This window comes from Variovorax sp. FW301-JW7, from assembly GCF_058788795.1.
Genome location: NZ_JBYTBC010000004.1, coordinates 160,567 through 178,069, shown reverse-complemented (window position 1 = coordinate 178,069; position 17,503 = coordinate 160,567). Strand labels below are relative to the sequence as shown.

Here is a 17,503-nt window from a genome sequence, read left to right as displayed (position 1 = left end):
CTGAGATGTTTGAAGGCTGCTTGCCTCGCGGCAGGTCGTCGGTGCGAAAGCAGCGATGCAGATGCGAGGTATCAAAAGGCGACGGCCGAGGTGTTACTAGCACCCCAGCCGTCTAACCAAAAACGTGCAATCACCTCTAAGGAGCGCACATAAATGGCTACCAAGACTATAGCCCGGCCAACTACGCCGGTAGCTTCCGAAGACAACGCCCAAGACCCGGCGGATCTTCTCGAAAACACCCTCTCTCAACTCGAAGCGCTCCTGTGGGTCTGCCACGGGGAAGACATCGACTGGTGCAGCGGTGACGGGCCTCGACAACTGGACAACCTGCTGTGGCTTGCGGCTGATCTCGCTCGCAAGGCTGGAGAGCTGTTTCAACTGAGCGAGAAGGCGCGACGCGCAGCGCTTGAGACCGGCGGTTAGCGGCTGGTCTGCGGGCTGCGTGTTTCGCGGCCCGCCCTGGTGAACAGGTTCTTCGGGGTGCGACGGCTGAAGCCCTTGTGATGGAGGGAATCCGGTTCGGTTGAGGTGCTTGTGGTGCAGGCCTCGGTGGCAGCCATGCGCTCCATGCTGATCGTCGGCAGACCATGCGAGCAGCCGCTTTGCAGCGGTTGCCGACATCCCTCGGCCTCGCGCGAATGGGTACTATCGGCCACTAGCAGACGGTCGCGTCAGTCTTCCGTTTCCACTCCGCCTACATCGTTAGCGCGTGCGCACTCACGATAGATGAGCAGAGAATCGGAAGCACCGTCTTCACTAGTCACATCGATGTCTCAGTTCCGATCGCACTATCAGCAGTTGCACGATGATGAGCTCATAGAGCTCGCCACAACTCGCGAACTGGTCCCCGAGGCGCGCGAAGCACTTACCGTGGAACTTGCTCACCGAGGGATAGGCGATTTAGAAGGTCATCGTGCGGTTCGGGAGACCGAAGTTGCCGCGGAAGAGTCGTATCGACAAGCGCAAATCTCGCGACAAACAAGAATTGCGGGGTGGAGAACAAAATTCCTCTTCGCCATAGCATTCTTGATGTGCGCTTTCGGGGTTTACCGGATGCAGGTGAGCGCAGTGGGTGATGGTGGTGAAGACGGCGGTCTTTTCCTCATATTGGGTATCGTCCTGTTCCTGTTGGCGGCGGCCGCTGCCTGGTTGTCCAAGGTCTGGTATCAGCACGTGCTGTATCGGCGTCCTCCGCGTTAGGCCGTGGTTCAGACCGGTCCGACCGCGTTCGGCCAATAACGGAAGTTCGTCACGCCTCTCCAGTTTTCCTCCAGCAGCACCTCGCTTCCGCCTTGACTACAGTCGGCCAGGACCGGTCATTGGCTGCTTATGAACAATCTCTGATGAAGCTCGCATCTCCTGCCTTAGTACTCCTGGCCGCACCGATCACAGCGCTGGCGGCGGGCCCCGTCTATTTCGATCTTGTCGGCGCCATAGGTATCGTTGGTTCGTATCTCATTGGCCTCATCTTCCTGTTTGTCGTTGCCTTCAGACGCCCGACTGGCAAGCTGAAGTTGACGTTGACTCTTTACCTTGCAGCGCCCGTTGTACTTTTCGTTTGGGACAACGTGGAAAAGCATCAAATGAATGCAAGAGTCGAGGAAGCTCAAAGGGTGCGAGCACAGGCGAAAAGTGACTCGCAGCGCGCCTTTGCGACGTTTTGCAAGACAAGCCCAAAGGCAGGGGCTGTACCCGCGTGCGAGCACGTTAACCAGTCTCGGGAATAGATCGGCTCCCCTTTATTTAGTGACTGCTATGGAGAATCCCAGCGACCACACCGGCCACGAGCCGACGCTCGGCTCCGCAGCTCACAAGCTGTCTGCTACATTCCAGTTACAGCTTGATCGGGGCGAGGACACGTATGCGGAACACATCGTTGGTGCGCTTGCACCGAGGAATCGCAGCTTTCTATCTGGCCGTCTTTCTTTTCATCGTCTACGCGGTGGTGAGCAGGTCAACGGCTAGCCTGGCCGGTCTTTGGACATTGGGATTTATTGCCGCTATTCCCATTGGTCTTCATCTTTGGGCGGCACAAGGCGCGAAGGCTGGGTCTGGTTGGGGGAAAACCCTGTCGCGGGTATTGGGCACCTTGCTCCTCATCGGCTTTCCGATTGGAACTGTGTTGGGCGGTCTGATCTGGGTAAAAACCAGCGAGAAAGACTGGCAAACCGAATGAATCGCTTTCGGCCACAACCAGACCTTCATTGCGCGCCATGAATCCACCTTGGGTTGAGTTTCCCGACATTCCGATGGGCAGCGCCGGCTGGCGAATGGGCCACGGTGAGTCGTATATGCAACGCTGGACCGTTTGGTATCAAGCACGTTCAGCGGATGAACGACGGGTCTATCAGACTTCATGGCGAGAGTCGCGAGATTGGGCAGGGTTCTTTGCCTATGTCGATGATGGAACCCTCCCGCCGTCTGTTGTAGAGCGTCACGCTCAGCTAGAGGAGCCGCAGCGACCGCCGTCGCCTGACGAGAGAAGCATCCTCGATTACTACAGAGTGCAGTGGCTGATTCGTCATCGCATGCGACAGATTGACTCGTTTCAAGTTTCCGCGCGCCATCCCTCGCCTTACCTTGGTCAGCGAGACGGCGAGCACCTGATGGGCTACTACGAGGAACCTGACGGTTCTTGGTGGCGCGTGAGCAACCCTAATGGGGGTGGCTTGGAGATGCTTCGCATCGACGCGGAGCTTCTGCGCGATTGGAAAGAACGACTGCTTTAGAGAAATTTAGAAGTCGGCTTAGGGCCCGATGCGGTCCTTCGATGCGAGAGGTCGACCGACTGCTTTGCAGCGATCGCGGTCTGTCGTGCGTCTGCAATTGACGTCCGCTTCCTGCCAGTGAACTGCCCTTCAACGCGGCTGCTCCGACTACCAGCGGGAAGAAAAGCTGGCCACAAAAGCCGGGGCGATTCAGTTCACCCTGTGCTGTTAGCCTTGCATGGTAGGCAGGGCCTCTGCCACGCCAACTCCGGCCATCGCGCCCAATTTTTTAGAAGTGAACTCACCATGACCAGCCCGCTGTACAACGCCTCCGTTCCCGTCATGCAGCAGATGCTGCGCGCCCTGTCCGACGTGCTCAAGAAGGCCGAAGACCAGGCGACGCAGAAAAATATCGATCCCAATGCGCTGCTGCAGGCGCGGCTGTTCCCCGACATGTTTCCGCTGGTACGTCAGGTACAGATCGCCGCAGACTTCTCCAAGGGCATTGCCTCCCGCCTGGCGGGTGCCGAGGTGCCGTCCTGGCCCGACACCGAGGTCAGCTTCGCCGACCTGCAAGCGTTGATCGCCAAAGCTTTGGCCCATATCGGCTCCTTCAAGCCCGAGCAATTTGATTCAAGCGAGAGCCGCGAGATCGTGTTGCGCCCCGGCACCCCCAAGGAAAAGAAGCTGACCGCAAGCGCATACCTTCTGCACTATGGACTGCCGCAGTTTTTCTTCCACGTGACCACCACCTATGCCATCTTGCGCCACAACGGTATGGAGATCGGCAAGCGCGACTACATGGGTGCCTACTGACCCAAGACGGACAGGCGTTCGGCCACTCTGGCCACTGCCGCTCGAAGTGCAAGCGTGCACGGCAAGCCCAATGTGTTGACGCGCGACATCGGCACCTCATCACTGGCGCAGGGTTGCGCGGGGCAACTCACTACGGTGCAGGTCGAGCGCTACGACGGCGTGCTGCCACCGATTCGCGCCTTTGAGCCACCAACGACGGTCTTCCGAGGGGCCTTCATCACCCGATGAAGGCCCCTTGAAGGCGCCGCACCAGAGCCTGGGCCTGCCAGCACTCGAACGCGGTGTTCAACGGCCAGCGTACGGCAGCGACGAGTGATGCACGACGATGCGCAGCTTGCCGGCACCGTCCTTCACGAAAGTCCAGGTCTTGTCGACCGTGGTGACCTTGCCGTCCGGGTCAGTGAACAGCACGTTGCCCAGCGTGCTGGCCACGTCGCCGTGGATGAACAAGGCACTGTTGGCAATCTCGCATTTCGTCCAGCCCTTCAGGGCGAAGCCGGTGTCGTTGGGAAAGGCAGGGTTGCCGCCCACGAAGTACGCCAGCGCGCCCTCGCGAGCGGTGCGGAAGGTCTGCGGCGATGTCGTGAGCGTCGGCTTGAACAGCACTGCACCCAACTGGTAGGCGTAGGCGCTGTCGATGACCTTCTCGGCCAGCGCCCTGGCGGCCGGCTGCCCTCCGCTGGAATTCGCAGCGCTGATGTCGACCAGCGCCTTGCACCAGGCCTGCTGGGCCCCCAGGACTTCCGCTTCCGTGATGCTCCGGTCGACGACTTTCTCCTTGGCGGCGACCGGCAAGATTGCCCCTGCGATCAGGAGGCTGGCGATGGCGTTGGGAATGAATTTTTTCATTTGGGTCTCCAATTGAAGTAGTTGGATACCGGAGCGGCCGGGGGGTCGAGCCGAGACCCAAAGTGCATCAGTACGACATGCACAAGGCATGATGCGCCGGCTGATTTGCTCTGAGTAAAAGATGCAAATGAAATGAATGGTTGTGCATTTGCGAGATAGCCAGGCGTGCGGGCCTGTCTCGCAACAGTCTGAAGCGGGCGCACACGAAGGACGGCGATGCAGCAGTTGCCGACATCTTCTGGCCTCGCGCGAATGAGTGCTATCGGCCAGAACCGGACCTTGGCTCACGCCGCCCAGTTCGCGAACACCCTAAGGTCACCAGGGGCCAACAACCGTCCGTTTTTTGCGCCGGAACGATTCGGTCACAAGCAGACACTCAACATGGGACAGGTGTCGAACGAAAGCCATCCTCTCGGTCTGCACCAGAATTTCCCCCGATCTGCGAAGACCTCATCACATGCAACAACGTTTTCTGAATGCCTTGCTGGTTGCCCTCATCGCCAGCTTCGGCATCTCTGGCGATCCGGCACGCGCCCAGGCCCAAACGACGCCCAAGGTGCAGCCCGGCGAGGGGCGGCCTTACGAGATTGTCGACAGCGAGGTATGGGACGTGCCCGATCCGGTTTCAGGCCGCGGCTACCAAGTCTTCATTGCTTTGCCGCCGTCCTATGCGAAGCAGCCGCGGCAGCGCTACCCCGTGCTGTATGTGACTGACGCCGACTACGCTTTCCCGATCGTCCGGCAATTGGGGCGCCGCCTGAACGTTGAAGGGCCTCAGATCGAGGAATTCATCCTCGTCGGTCTGTCTTACGCAAAGGGCGAGGACGGCGCGGTCAGCCGCCAGCGCGACTACACACCGACACCGAACGGCCCCAGCACCGCGCCTGCCAATGCGGTCCACGGTCAGGCGCGCGCCTATCAAGAATATCTGCGCAACCAGGTCAAGCCGTTCATCGCCGCTCGCTACCGGGCCGCCCCGGCCAGAGCAATCTTTCTCGGTCACTCCTACGGCGCCCTGCTTGGGATGCAGATCCTTTTCACCGAGCCCGGCTTGTTCAACGGCTATATCCTCGGCAGCCCATCTCTCTGGTACGACAAGCGACATGCCTTGAAGCTCGAAGCGAGCTACGCCAAACAGAATCGGGACCTGAAGGCGAATGTCTATCTCTATGTCGGCGCCTATGAGGCGCTGCGCAAAGGTGTTCGGCGCTACAACCAGACGGTAGACATGGTTGCCGACAACCAGGCGCTGGAGACGGCGCTACAGAGCAGAAAGTACCCAAGCTTGAAGCTGAAGTCAGCGGTCCTGAACGACGAGGACCATCTCACCGTCGCGCCGCGTGGCTTTACGCAGGGCCTGAAGTATCTGCTCTCGGCGCACTGACAAATCACAGCGAGACGATGCAGCCGGGCGATCACTTGACATGAATTCTGGGCGAGAACTTTGCCATCGGCGAGCTCGCCTCGCACGTCGGCATGCCAGCCAAATACCGCGCCATCGTGCGATGTCCGTCTCTGAAAGGGTCGTGCCGTCAGTCGCGTCGTATCCGGGCTATCGACCGAAAACTTCCAATCACTGCATGGCCAGGTCCAGACCCATCCAATTGCAAAATTCAAAGGTGAGGAAGAGCACGAGGAACGCAGAAGCGACGAACGCCCCGCCCACCTTGATGGATGTCAGCACCACTGCAGCTGTCTTCTGATTTTTGTCCTTCTGTCCCCGTTCGTAATGCCACTTGACGGCTAAATACATGCCCACGCTGAGCACGAGAACCTTGAAAATAACAAAAGAGATAGGGATTGAATTCATGATTGAAGGGATATCAATGGTGACAGACGGCGAAGTGCTCGAGTGCGGCGATTAGCTCAATAGACCAATGAAGAAACGGTCAATCAATCAATCTAACGAAACGGTAGCGGTCAGCTAAATGGGCGTCCGCAAGACGCGTCGAAAGGCGGAGCAGTCTGCCTGCACCACAGAAGCACTCTCATCGTGCTGTCGAGTGTTCATCTTCCAGGCTGATACGTACAGAACCAGATCAGCTGAAAATTTCCGTATCAGATGAAAGGAGGCCGGTAGTCGCGCCGGGGCAGGCCGACGTCTGATATGACAATCTCTGGAGCGGTCCAGAACGACCGTATCAGAACGAGATGCCCATGAACCGCTACGAGAAGCTTGCCGACAACATCGCTCAGCGTATTCGCGCGGGTAGCCTGAAGGCGAACGATCGCCTTCCCTCCGTGCGCGAACTGAAGTCGCAAATGGGCATCAGTGCGTCCACCGTGTTCTCTGCTTACTACCTGCTGGAAGCGCAAGGGCTTGTCGAAGCTCGGCAGCGGTCGGGATACTTCGTTCGAGCGGGCGCGGAAATGCCGACCAACGAACTCGCCGCCAGCGAGCCTGTCCTGCGGTCCATGTCGGTCGACGTCTCGTCGCTTGTCTTTCAGGTCCTTGCACAGGCTCGCGAACGCGATATGGTCCCGCTCGGCTCGGCCTTTCCGTCGCCAGAGCTGTTTCCCTTCGAGCAACTTGCCGCCGGCCTGACGCGAGCGCTCAAGCGGATGGATCCTTGGCAGACCGTCGAGGATTTGTCACCAGGAAACGCCCAATTGCGCCATCAGATCTCCCTGCGTTACGGCAGCGTCGGGATGGATGTTCCTGCGTCTGAACTGGTCATTACCAGCGGGGCGATGGAAGCACTCAATCTTGCGCTCGAATCGGTGACGCAGCCAGGCGACCTCGTGGCGATCGAAACGCCAACCTTCTATGGTGCGTTGCAGGCACTGGAGCGGCGCGGACTTCGCGCGGTCGAGGTTGAGACCCACCCGCGTACAGGCGTAGATCTCGACTCTCTTGCTCGCGTGATCGACCAGCATCCGGTGAAGGCCTGCTGGTTCATGCCGACCTTCCAGAATCCAATGGGCTGCACCATGAGCGACGCAGCCAAAGAGCAACTGGTCAGCATGCTCACCACCCGCGCCATACCGCTGATCGAAGACGACGTGTACGGCGAGCTCGCGCATGGGGCTCGAAGACCGCCACCAGCCAAGGCCTGGGACCGGGATGGCTGGGTGCTGCACTGCAGTTCTTTCTCGAAATCCCTGGCACCCGGATATCGCATCGGTTGGGTAGCGGGCGGTCGCTTTGCAGCCACTTTGGGTCGCAACAAGTTGATGAGCTCGCTGGCGACGGCACTCCCCTCGCAACTGGCGTTGCAGGAGTACCTGCAACACAAGAGTTTCGATCGTCACCTGCGCGCCCTGCGGCATTCGCTCAGCCGCCAGCAGGCTGCATGCTTGCGATTTATCGATCGATACTTTCCAACTGGAACGCGGGTCACGCGCCCCGAGGGTGGCTATTTCCTGTGGCTCGCGCTGCCAGAAGGAGTCGACTCGCTCGCACTGCACCAGGACGCTCTTCGGCTCGGCATAGGCGTAGCGCCGGGCCATTTGTTTTCAGCCGACCGCCGATACACCCGGCACCTGCGCATCAACTACGGGTATCTCGGCGACCCGCGCTTGGAAGGGGCTATCAGGAGTCTTGGAGATCTCGCCAACGCGCAGCTCAAATCTACAACTGGAAATTCGGGGCCCATCTTCGAGGAACGTTCGTCGAGACCCTAGTTGGCGTCAATGCAGGTCGAGGTCCGCCGCCTTCGACTGACTCTCAACGTCGCGCGTGCCGCTTCTGTCCAGTCGCGGCTTAAAGAACCCGCAGCACCTCAAACTGCTGTCGGATTGGAGCGACCTGTATCGACACCTCATCACCCACGCATTTGCCCAGCATTGCCCGACCCAAAGGGGCTTCGCTGCTGATGACCTGAACCAGCTGAGTGCCGCTGACCAACGTCATGCTGCCCCCATCCGGGCCGAGAAAGAGCTGTTGCTGCTTGTCGTCGGAATCGACCAGGCAGACCAACGCGCCGAGCCGTATTCCTATGCTGGCGTCGTAGGGACGCGGGCGGAATTGGCGCCAGTTGGCCATCGCCTGGCGTATGGCTTCGGCGCGCCGAGCTTGGCCGGTGGCCAGGTAGGCGGCTTCGAGTCCCAATGTGTCGTATTTGTTTTCGGCGATGTTCTCTTCGTGAGTCGCCGTTTCATGGGCTGCCCGCACTGCCTGTTCGGCTTGCAGCAGGTCTTCGGCGAGCCGTTCCAGCACCTGCTGTTGCAGCAAGAATTTATCCATGACGAAAGGTTGGTATCTCGAACAAGCGGGGGCGGGTTTTGATTATGAAGGGCTCCAGAAGCCTTCGACGCTTCTGTTGGCTACGCGTTAACTTCAGCTATGAGCCCTAAGCCGACCTTTGTCCGAATCCTGCATCCGTCCGCTTGGCAGCAATTTCCGCTCTTCAACTCATCGAGCTCGTCGCCTGATAGCTGCCATTTGACGATCTAGCTACGGGGAGGCATCGCTAAGCCTGCATGTACCGCTTAACCGGCAACTCGGGTGGGTAGAAGCTGCGACGAGCTAGGCCAAGTTTTCTAGATCCGGTAGTACTGCGGGCGCCGCGGCATCGACGATGCCAAGGGCCTTCTTGAACCCGCCATTCCAAAATGCATTGCATTGCGACAGGCCACGGAATAGCGCGGTGCGCCAGTCGTTAACCCCAAAGTTTTTCATGTGTCCAGCAGCTGTCCCAGCGAGGTATCGTTGGAGCGTAGCAGGCCCCGTGTCAAAGGCCATCGACAGCCCAAACTCGTGTTCGCTGAGATGGATATTCACCTGCTTCGCGTACTTCTTTTGCAGGTCGAACTCGGTGAGATGGTGCTGGAGGCGACCATGCAGTTCAGCAGACATGCCCGCGCATTGCGCCACCGAATACGTCACTTCAAGGGCGCCGGTTCCTGCATGAAGCGCGACAGCCGCACGGAGAAAATCGAACTGAGCGACAGACTCAAGATATGTATGTAGCTGGTGCTCGGCGGGATTCTCCGAAGGGGTGCGTCGCTTCCCTGTATTGCACGGACTGCAACAGGGGACTAGGTTCAACGCGAAGATGCTCAGCAGCTTGAACCGACCACGCTGAAGGTGGTGGTCGAGGTCAGATATTGGTGCAAAGCCGCAGTAAGGGCAGTAGTCAGCCAAAAGTTTCAAGTCTGCGCGCAGTTGCTTCAGTCTGCGGCCATCCTGAACTAGTCCGTAGGCATCGTGTACCAAGGTAAACAGCTCAGGCCGCTGACCAACCGCGAGCATTGCGTCAGACGGCCTGCCCAAGCCTGCCTCGTATTGCTGGTAGAGGCCCATCAGGAAAGCCTTCTCGTCCTCAGTAACTGCTTCTTCCCCAAATGCCGTGTCTAGATGTGCTCTAGCATCAAAACCAACGAGGCGCTGCAAGTTCCACATCGTCACTGTTCGACTCCACCTGCTTCGGCTCCGCTCGCCAGCTTGGAGATTACATATGCTCGGGCCTGGTTGCTCATCACCCCGTCGAGGAACAACCTCTCAATCGCTTCCGCCGACTTGTGCTTCTCAATCAGCTTATCGAGGACCTCGTGAAAGTCTGTGGCGTTGCTCTCCATCCCGAACACCTGCGCGGTGATTAACCCAATGCTTTCGCCAAAGGTCTCAGCGCTCACTGCCCGCACAGCGAGGCTGTCGCCTTCACGTCGTACGACGTGAACGTGTTTGGCAAGGCACTCTTGCACCACCACGGGCGAATGGGTCGCAACCAGTGCTGCGGACTCGAACTTCCGCAATACGAGCCGAAGGGCATGCATCATGGCCGACAGCAGCGGCGGATGAAGGTGTGTCTCGGGCTCGTCGATGAGCACCAACGACCGCGTCTCAAGGCGCGCGACCAGTCCGAAGATTACTAGCACTGCAATCTTGTGCCCAGTGCTGCACTGCCGGAACCACGTCACCGCCTCCGCTGGCGTTCCCGTTGCCGGGCCGCCGTTCCATTCCTCGGAGACAAGCCCGACACGCAGCTTGTTGAGTGCCTGCCGAAGAACGAGTTGTCTGTCTGGGTACTCATCAATCCTGGAACGGTATTGCTCGAAGTCGTTCACAAGGTCCGCAATAGATTTCAGCCGGGTCTGGTTGACGCGGTCTGCATCGGGAATCAGTTGGCCGAGCGCTGAGCTCGGCAGGTCGGAAAGCGACACATTGGCTTCGGCCTCGAAATCCCGCAGACCGATGAACGCGAACCGTCCTATCCCGCGCTGCATGTCCTTAGCGACCTGGGCAACGTTTCGCGCGTCAGAGCCGGGCAGCTTGAAGTTATCGAATGGACTGAAGGCAATCGTGACGATGCGCGGGAATCCGACCCCGCCGGGGAGCAAGGTGCCAAGGTCGCTTAAAGGTGTCGCCAAGCGCTCGGTGGTGGAGGCGAATGCCACACGCGCCAACCGAGACAGAAGCGTGCTCTTGCCTGAACCGTTTCGCCCGACTAGGACATTCACACGCTCAGGCAGATTCGGAGGGCTGAAGATGTCCAGTGTCTCTGACCGTGTGTCGATGTTCACACCGTTCTGCCAGCCTGGCATCTGGAAGCTAAACGGCTGTTGGTCAACCGGTTCGGCCGAATAGTGCCCTTGAACAACTCCCCCTGCCAAATACCGGAAGTTCGCCCCGCTGTCGACTTGGTCCCGGTAAAGCGACTTCGACCAACCCGGTTCGCTTGAGAACTGCTCGACCAGCTCGGGCGACTGGACGACATCGCGAAGCCTCAAGAGAATCTCGGCGCCCAAGTCGCCCAACGCGCGTAGCCGCAAGTAGTAGTCGAGTGACTCCCCTGCGGAGCAGAACTCCTCGCCGAGCTGGCTGAAATCATTCTGAACGAGGATGCCGTCGCTGACCGTCTGTCCTCGCCGAAGAATCTTGACGGACCCGATAAGAGTCTCCTCCCGCACACCGTCAGCGGTTGAGAAGTAGGAAAGGTGGTACAGCGTCTGGAAAGAGAAATCGTTCCAGTTGTCCTGGGCAAGGACAAGGTCCGGAGCTGTCTTCGCATCTATGCGCGTGCGCGGCTTGACCACATGAAACTGAATCTGGTTCATTCGTTGCTCCCAGGCGGAGAAGCACCAGTGACTGCGCGTAGTACCTGTCGCTGGCTTCCTCTGCATGCGGGGCCCTTAGCCCCAGCGAGCTCAGCGTCGGGACTCAAGCTCAGCCAGCGGCCGTCGAACTGCGGCATCAAGATTTCCTCCAAAGCACCGCGTCCAGGCGGCGAAATTTCTTGTGAACGCATGCAAGCCTACTGTTGCATTACGCTGGCATGACTGTAGCGGCAGTCAGAACCCAACTATTCGACGCAAAATCCTCAGACAACTCTGAGCGGGTGGGCGGGCCGCTACCGGATTTCCACAAAGCAGTCTCTGGCGACTGATCGCGAGAGCCTGAAGCGGACATTGGCTGCGGCGACTCCTACATCTGCTTCTGGCCGACTGCAGCCAGTCGCGCCGCCGTCGTGACCGAGTTCGCAGCGGAAAGCCGACGTGATCAGCTCCACTGTCGCTCATAGGCTGCGACGTGCTCGGGAAACAACGTCTCATAGGCCGGGTAGGAAATGCCCAAGACGTTCACCTCGATGCTATCGGGGCCATCGTCGCAGTCCATGATGCACACGCCAGCACAGGCGAGGACCGTTTGGTCTTCTGTTCGCACTGTTAGGGCAAGGTGGGCCTGATGAGCGTGATTTGAAATGCATTCGGCGCGGATATTCGAGTACCCCGGAACCGGTCGAAATATGCCAAACGCTACGCCCATAGGAGGGTCGCCCAACTCCAAGCTGGAGTACCCAACCAGCACCTCGTTCGCATAGATCGAGAACGTTGGCATGTAGGTCCCTTGTCTTTCTGCGATGCCCGCTTCTATTCGAATTTTCCCGACGCAGCGAATGGTTGGTTCTGGCCGATAGTACCCCTCCGGTCCGCCCGATCGAACGACAACAACCAGTCTGAAGCGAACATTGAACGCAGCCCTGTCCATGTCGACCGCATCCGGCACCAGCCCTTCGGGCTTCTGCTTCGCCAGTGCCTGTCGCTCACGAAAGCTCAGTGGTACGCCCCGCACATCCATCTGCAATCCGCCGCAGCGGTCGACCCACCAACGCCACAGCCGCACTCATCGTGCGCAGGGCATCGGGTGCTCCCCGCAGCGAAATCAAGGAGGAGCCCGAAGGGCGGGGGACATTCGCGGAGGGGAGTACCCGGTGTCCTGTGCACGCGCCCCGAAGCCGAGGCCGTCCACGCACCGCCACAGCTAAGGAAACCCCCGATATATGAATGGTCATTGACCCCCTAGCATCGAGCGCTGCTCGCCTGTCAAGGTGTACGGATCGCGTCCCGGCGTCCGCCCGGTGACTTGGCGCCTGCCTCAGCTGCCCTTTCCTGCGATGACAACTCCTCCCGAGTCCGGCCCCACGCTGGACGCCGCCAGTCCCCTCCCCCCCGACATCGAAGCCGCCGACGAACCCACCAAGGTTCCCCTCGCCATCGAAGACTGGCTCACGGTTCTCATCATGGGCGCGCTGGCGCTCATCACGTTTGCCAACGTCATCGTGCGCTACTTCACCGACTCGTCCTTCGCGTGGACGGAGGAGTTCTCGGTGTTCCTCATGATCATGCTGGCGCTGGTGGCCGGCTCGGCCGCCGTGGCGCGCGACCGGCACATCCGCATCGAGTACTTCTCGGAAAGCGGCTCCATGGCGCGGCGCAAGCGCCTGGCCCAGTTCGGCGCGCTGATGATCGCCATCCTGTTCGCGCTGATCGGCGCGCTCAGCATCCGCATGGTGTGGGACGACTACCGCTTCGAGGAAACCACGCCCGGCATCGGCCTGCCGGCCTGGTGGTATTCGATCTGGCTGCCCATCGTGTCGTTCGCGATCGCGGGGCGCGCCATCGGCCTGATGGTCCGCCGTGGGCGCAAGACGAACTACAAGTCTGACGACAGCAAGAAGGGCGACGCCAAGTGATCGCCACCCTGCTCTTCGTCGCCTTCGTCGTGATGATGCTGGTGGGCGTGCCCATCGGCGCCGCGCTCGGCCTGGCGGGCGCCGCCTGCATTGCGCTGGCCAACGCCGACGCCCAGTGGTTCGGCCTGCTGGCCGTGCCGCAGAACTTCTACGCCGGTCTGGGCAAGTACCCGCTGCTGGCGATCCCGATGTTCGTGCTGGTCGGCTCCATCTTCGACCGCTCGGGCGTGGCGCTGAGGCTGGTCAACTTCGCCATCGCCATCGTGGGCCGCGGCCCCGGCATGCTGCCGCTGGTGGCGATTGCGGTGGCGATGTTCCTGGGCGGCATCTCGGGCTCGGGCCCGGCCAACGCCGCCGCCGTGGGCGCGGTGATGATCGCGGCCATGAGCCTCGCCGGCTACCCGCCGGCCTTCTCGGCCAGCGTGGTGGGCGCCGCGGCGGCCACCGACATTTTGATTCCGCCGTCGGTCGCGTTCATCGTGTACTCGGTGCTGGTGCCCGGCGCCTCGGTGCCGGCGCTGTTCGCGGCCGGCATGATCCCCGGCATCATGGCCGGCCTGGCGCTGATGATTCCGGCCGTGTGGCTGGCGCGCAAGCACAAGATGGGCGCGCTCGAATCGACGCTGCCGCGCCCGCCGTTCTGGAAGAGCTTTCGCGAAGCGATCTGGGGCCTGGCGGCGCCGGTGCTCATTCTGGGCGGCATGCGCGCGGGCTGGTTCACGCCCACCGAGGCGGCCGTGGTCGCCGTGTTCTACGGCCTGTTCGTGGGCATGTGCATCCACCGGACGATCAAGGTGCGCGACCTGTTCGTGATCCTGCGCGAGTCGGGCGAGCTGTCGGCGGTGATCCTGCTGGTGGTGTCGCTGGCGGGCATCTTCGCGTACTCGCTGTCGACGCTGGGCGTCATCGATCCGGTCACGCGCGCCATCGTGAATTCGGGGCTGGGCGAGTACGGCATCCTGGCGCTCCTGATCCTGCTGCTGATCACGGTGGGCATGTTCCTGGACGGCGTGTCGATCTTCCTGATCTTCGTGCCGCTGTTGTTGCCCATCGTGCAGCACTACAAGTGGGACCCGGTGTGGTTCGGCGTGATCCTCACGCTGAAGGTGGCGCTGGGCCAGTTCACGCCGCCGCTGGCGGTCAACCTCATGGTCTCGTGCCGCATCGCCAAGGTGCGCATGGAAGAAACCGTGCAGTGGGTGGGCTGGATGCTGTTCTCGATGTTCGTGGTGATGGTGCTGGTAATCGCCTTTCCCGAACTCGCGCTCTGGCTGCCGCGCAAGCTGGGCTACTGATTTTTTCGATCCATCGACAGACAAAGAGGAGACCGCTCTCATGAAATTCCGCCGCACCCTGCTGGGCCTTGCCGCCGTCGCCGCCACGCTCGGCCTGTTCTCGACCGGCGCGATGGCGCAGGCCACCTACAAGCCCGAGTACAAGATGTCGCTGGTGCTGGGCCCGCCCACGCCGTGGGGCCAGGCCGGCAAGATCTGGGCGGACCTCGTGAAGGAGCGCACCCAGGGCCGCATCAACATCAAGCTGTACCCGGGCGTGTCGCTGATCCAGGGCGACCAGACGCGCGAGTTCAGCGCGCTGCGCCAGGGCGTGATCGACATGGCCGTGGGCTCGACCATCAACTGGTCGCCGCAAGTGAAGCAGCTCAACCTGTTCTCCATGCCCTTCCTGATGCCCGACTACGCGGCCATCGACGCGCTCACGCAGGGCGAGGTGGGCAAGGACATGTTCAAGACGCTCGACAAGGCCGGCGTGGTGCCGCTCGCCTGGGGCGAGAACGGCTTCCGCGAGATCACCAACTCGAAGAAGCCGATCAAGTCACCGGCCGACATCAAGGGCATGAAGATCCGCGTGGTGGGCTCGCCCATCTACTCCGACATGCTCACCGCGCTGGGCGCCAACCCCACGCAGATGAGCTGGGCCGACGCGCAGCCCGCGCTCGCCAGCGGCGCGGTCGACGGCCAGGAGAACCCGCTGTTCCTGTTCACCGTGCTCAAGATGCACACGGTGGGCCAGAAGTTCGTCACCACCTGGGGCTACGTGGCCGACCCGCTGGTGTTCGTCGTGAACAAGGAAATCTGGGCCTCGTGGACGCCGGCCGACCAGGCCATCGTGCGCCAGGCCGCGCTCGATGCCGGCAAGCAGGAAATCGCCATCGCGCGCAAGGGCCTGGTCGAAGCCGACAAGCCCGTGCTGAAGGACATCGCGGCCATGGGCGTGACGGTGACCAACCTCACGCCGGCCGAGCGCGACGCCTTCGTGAAGGCCACGCGCCCGGTGTACGACAAGTGGAAGTCGACCGTCGGCGTCGACCTGGTGGCCAAGGCCGAGAAGGCCATCGCCGCACGCGCGAAGTAAGCAGCCGCGCATCGCCGTCGGTGGATCGGGGCGGCATGACAATGTCGCCATGCACACCCTGATCATCGACACGGACCCCGGCGCGGACGACGTGATCGCGCTGCTGTTCGCCCTGGCGGCGCCCGAATCTCTGGCGATTCAGGCGCTGACCACGGTGGCAGGCAATGTTCCCCTGGCCAAGACCTCGCGCAACGCGCGCCTGGCCTGCGAATGGGCCGGACGACCGGAGCTTCCGGTCTACGCGGGCGCCGAGCGGCCCCTGCAGCGCACACCGATCTACGCCGCCAACATCCACGGCCGCGAAGGCCTCACGGGCGTGGCCGTGCACGAGCCCGCCGTGCCACTGGCCGAGGGCAGCGCCGTCGACTATCTCGTTCGTACGCTGCGCGCCGCACCTGAGCACAGCGTGACGCTCGCCATGCTCGGCCCGCAGACCAACCTCGCACTCGCGCTCGAACAGGCGCCCGACATCGTGCGCGGCCTGCGCGAGCTGGTGCTCATGGCCGGCGCGCACTTCAACGGCGGCAACATCACGCCGGTGGCGGAGTTCAACGTGTTCGCCGACCCGCATGCGGCCGAGGCGGTGCTCAAGAGCGGCGTGCCGATCACGATGCTGCCGCTGGACGTGACGCACAAGATCCTCACGAGCGACGCGCGCATCGCGCGGCTGCGCCAGCTGGGCAACCGCGCGGGCGCGATCGTTGCCGACATCCTCGACGCCTACGCGCCGCAGGAGATGGCCCACTACGGCATGCCCGGCGGCCCGGTGCACGACGCCACCGTGACGGCCTACCTGCTGCGCCCCGACCTGTTCCAGGGCCGCCGCATCCACGTCGAGATCGACAGCCGCGAAGGCATGGGCTTTGGCCAGACCGTGGCCGACTGGCACGGCAGCCTGAAGCGGCCGGCCAACGTGCAGTGGGTCGTCGATGGCGATGCGCAGGGCTTCTTCGACCTGCTGACGGAGCACATCGTGCGGCTGCCCTGAGCCTCAACCCGAACCCCATGAAAAAAGCCACGCTGCGGACAGCGTGGCTTTTTGCTTGGGGCGCGCAGCGGATCAGTGCTGCAGGATCTTGTTCAAGAAATCCTTCGTGCGCGGCTGACGGTTTTCCGGGTGGTTGAAGAACTCGTCCTTCGGGCAGTCTTCGAGGATCTTGCCGCCCACGTCGATGAAGATCACGCGGCTCGCGACCTTGCGGGCGAAGGCCATTTCGTGCGTGACCACCATCATGGTCATGCCTTCCTTGGCCAGGCTCACCATCACGTCGAGCACTTCGCCGACCATCTCGGGGTCGAGCGCCGAGGTGGGTTCGTCGAACAGCATCACGATCGGGTCCATCGACAGCGCACGGGCGATCGCCACGCGCTGCTGCTGGCCGCCCGACAGCTGGCCTGGGAACTTGTCCTTGTGCGCCATCAGGCCCACGCGGTCGAGCATCTTCAGGCCGCGGGTCTTCGCTTCGTCGGGCGTGCGGCCCAGCACCTTGATCTGCGCGATCGTGAGGTTCTCGGTCACCGACAGGTGCGGGAACAGCTCGAAGTGCTGGAACACCATGCCGACCTTGGAGCGCAGCTTGGGCAGGTTGGTCTTGGGGTCGTGCAGCGGGATGCCGTTGACGGTGATCTCGCCCTTCTGGAAGGGCTCGAGCGCGTTCACGGTCTTGATGAGCGTGGACTTGCCGGAACCCGACGGGCCGCACACCACGACCACGTCGCCCTTGGAGATGTTCACCGAGCAATCGTTGAGCACCTGCACCGGGCCGTACCACTTGGAGACGTTCTTGATTTCAATCATTTTTTCGGACATTTGTTTCTCTCCGGTTCAGTTCAGCCAACTCG

General features: G+C 61.4%; 20 protein-coding genes. 13 read left to right on the top strand and 7 right to left on the bottom strand.

What is annotated here, in order from left to right:
* Positions 1-153: 153 nt before the first annotated feature.
* The 7 genes from AC3WQM_RS12700 (at position 154) to AC3WQM_RS12670 (ending at position 3,752) form a co-directional block, all read left to right on the top strand.
* Complete coding sequence (locus AC3WQM_RS12700; protein WP_492679132.1) at positions 154-423, top strand: hypothetical protein; 270 nt, start codon at positions 154-156, stop codon at positions 421-423.
* A 345-nt stretch (positions 424-768) separates the two neighbouring features.
* On the top strand, positions 769-1,200 hold the full coding sequence (locus AC3WQM_RS12695; RefSeq protein ID WP_492679130.1) for a hypothetical protein: 432 nt from the start codon (positions 769-771) through the stop codon (positions 1,198-1,200).
* 143 nt (positions 1,201-1,343) lie between these two features.
* A complete protein-coding gene (locus AC3WQM_RS12690) occupies positions 1,344-1,727 on the top strand; it encodes a hypothetical protein (RefSeq protein WP_492679128.1) in 384 nt (127 codons plus the stop codon).
* Positions 1,728-1,861: 134 nt separating this feature from the next.
* Entirely contained in the window at positions 1,862-2,176 is a 315-nt protein-coding gene (locus tag AC3WQM_RS12685) for a hypothetical protein (RefSeq protein WP_492679126.1), read from the top strand.
* A 37-nt stretch (positions 2,177-2,213) separates the two neighbouring features.
* On the top strand, positions 2,214-2,729 hold the full coding sequence (locus AC3WQM_RS12680; protein WP_492679124.1) for a hypothetical protein: 516 nt from the start codon (positions 2,214-2,216) through the stop codon (positions 2,727-2,729).
* Between the two features lie 285 nt (positions 2,730-3,014).
* On the top strand, positions 3,015-3,524 hold the full coding sequence (locus AC3WQM_RS12675) for a DUF1993 domain-containing protein (RefSeq protein ID WP_062471023.1): 510 nt from the start codon (positions 3,015-3,017) through the stop codon (positions 3,522-3,524).
* 54 nt (positions 3,525-3,578) lie between these two features.
* Complete coding sequence (locus tag AC3WQM_RS12670; RefSeq protein ID WP_492679810.1) at positions 3,579-3,752, top strand: hypothetical protein; 174 nt, start codon at positions 3,579-3,581, stop codon at positions 3,750-3,752.
* A gap of 57 nt (positions 3,753-3,809) precedes the next feature.
* Here AC3WQM_RS12670 and AC3WQM_RS12665 read toward each other — a convergent pair whose 3' ends face one another.
* Positions 3,810-4,373, bottom strand: a complete 564-nt coding sequence (locus AC3WQM_RS12665) for a metal-independent carbonic anhydrase family protein (RefSeq protein WP_492679122.1) — start codon at positions 4,371-4,373, stop codon at positions 3,810-3,812.
* 457 nt (positions 4,374-4,830) lie between these two features.
* On the opposite strand from AC3WQM_RS12665, the gene AC3WQM_RS12660 reads away from it, so the two are divergent.
* Positions 4,831-5,757: an alpha/beta hydrolase gene (locus AC3WQM_RS12660; RefSeq protein WP_492679120.1), complete on the top strand. Its 927-nt coding sequence runs from the start codon at positions 4,831-4,833 to the stop codon at positions 5,755-5,757.
* Positions 5,758-5,946: 189 nt separating this feature from the next.
* On the opposite strand, the gene AC3WQM_RS12655 is transcribed toward AC3WQM_RS12660, so the two are convergent.
* Positions 5,947-6,183 carry a hypothetical protein gene (locus AC3WQM_RS12655; protein WP_062471033.1) on the bottom strand — a complete coding sequence of 79 codons (237 nt, stop codon included), beginning with the start codon at positions 6,181-6,183 and terminating at the stop codon, positions 5,947-5,949.
* A gap of 347 nt (positions 6,184-6,530) precedes the next feature.
* Here AC3WQM_RS12655 and AC3WQM_RS12650 point away from each other — a divergent pair, with 347 nt between their 5' ends.
* Positions 6,531-7,997, top strand: a complete 1,467-nt coding sequence (locus tag AC3WQM_RS12650) for an aminotransferase-like domain-containing protein (RefSeq protein WP_492679118.1) — start codon at positions 6,531-6,533, stop codon at positions 7,995-7,997.
* Positions 7,998-8,076: 79 nt separating this feature from the next.
* On the opposite strand, the gene AC3WQM_RS12645 is transcribed toward AC3WQM_RS12650, so the two are convergent.
* The 4 genes from AC3WQM_RS12645 to AC3WQM_RS12630 all read right to left on the bottom strand — a co-directional run bounded on the left by AC3WQM_RS12645 (position 8,077) and on the right by AC3WQM_RS12630 (position 12,438).
* On the bottom strand, positions 8,077-8,559 hold the full coding sequence (locus tag AC3WQM_RS12645) for a GreA/GreB family elongation factor (protein WP_492679116.1): 483 nt from the start codon (positions 8,557-8,559) through the stop codon (positions 8,077-8,079).
* Positions 8,560-8,841: 282 nt separating this feature from the next.
* Positions 8,842-9,723 carry a hypothetical protein gene (locus tag AC3WQM_RS12640; RefSeq protein ID WP_492679114.1) on the bottom strand — a complete coding sequence of 294 codons (882 nt, stop codon included), beginning with the start codon at positions 9,721-9,723 and terminating at the stop codon, positions 8,842-8,844.
* Positions 9,720-11,372, bottom strand: a complete 1,653-nt coding sequence (locus AC3WQM_RS12635) for an AAA family ATPase (RefSeq protein WP_492679112.1) — start codon at positions 11,370-11,372, stop codon at positions 9,720-9,722. Before AC3WQM_RS12635 ends, AC3WQM_RS12640 begins: the two co-directional genes overlap by 4 nt.
* Before the next feature lie 442 nt (positions 11,373-11,814).
* Positions 11,815-12,438: a hypothetical protein gene (locus AC3WQM_RS12630; RefSeq protein ID WP_492679110.1), complete on the bottom strand. Its 624-nt coding sequence runs from the start codon at positions 12,436-12,438 to the stop codon at positions 11,815-11,817.
* 271 nt (positions 12,439-12,709) lie between these two features.
* Between AC3WQM_RS12630 and AC3WQM_RS12625 the strand changes: the two genes are divergently transcribed.
* Genes AC3WQM_RS12625 through AC3WQM_RS12610 form a run of 4 tightly spaced genes read left to right on the top strand, consistent with a single transcriptional unit; the run spans position 12,710 to position 16,649 of the window.
* Complete coding sequence (locus AC3WQM_RS12625; RefSeq protein WP_447740998.1) at positions 12,710-13,288, top strand: TRAP transporter small permease; 579 nt, start codon at positions 12,710-12,712, stop codon at positions 13,286-13,288.
* Positions 13,285-14,583 (top strand): TRAP transporter large permease, encoded by a 1,299-nt coding sequence (locus tag AC3WQM_RS12620; RefSeq protein WP_492679108.1) that lies wholly within the window; start codon positions 13,285-13,287, stop codon positions 14,581-14,583. The genes AC3WQM_RS12625 and AC3WQM_RS12620 overlap by 4 nt, the downstream gene beginning before the upstream one ends.
* Before the next feature lie 40 nt (positions 14,584-14,623).
* Positions 14,624-15,661 (top strand): DctP family TRAP transporter solute-binding subunit, encoded by a 1,038-nt coding sequence (locus AC3WQM_RS12615; RefSeq protein ID WP_062471046.1) that lies wholly within the window; start codon positions 14,624-14,626, stop codon positions 15,659-15,661.
* A gap of 49 nt (positions 15,662-15,710) precedes the next feature.
* Complete coding sequence (locus tag AC3WQM_RS12610; protein WP_492679106.1) at positions 15,711-16,649, top strand: nucleoside hydrolase; 939 nt, start codon at positions 15,711-15,713, stop codon at positions 16,647-16,649.
* A 72-nt stretch (positions 16,650-16,721) separates the two neighbouring features.
* Here the strand turns inward: AC3WQM_RS12610 and AC3WQM_RS12605 are convergent, their stop codons facing one another.
* On the bottom strand, positions 16,722-17,459 hold the full coding sequence (locus AC3WQM_RS12605) for an amino acid ABC transporter ATP-binding protein (protein WP_056576214.1): 738 nt from the start codon (positions 17,457-17,459) through the stop codon (positions 16,722-16,724).
* Positions 17,460-17,503 lie beyond the last annotated feature (44 nt).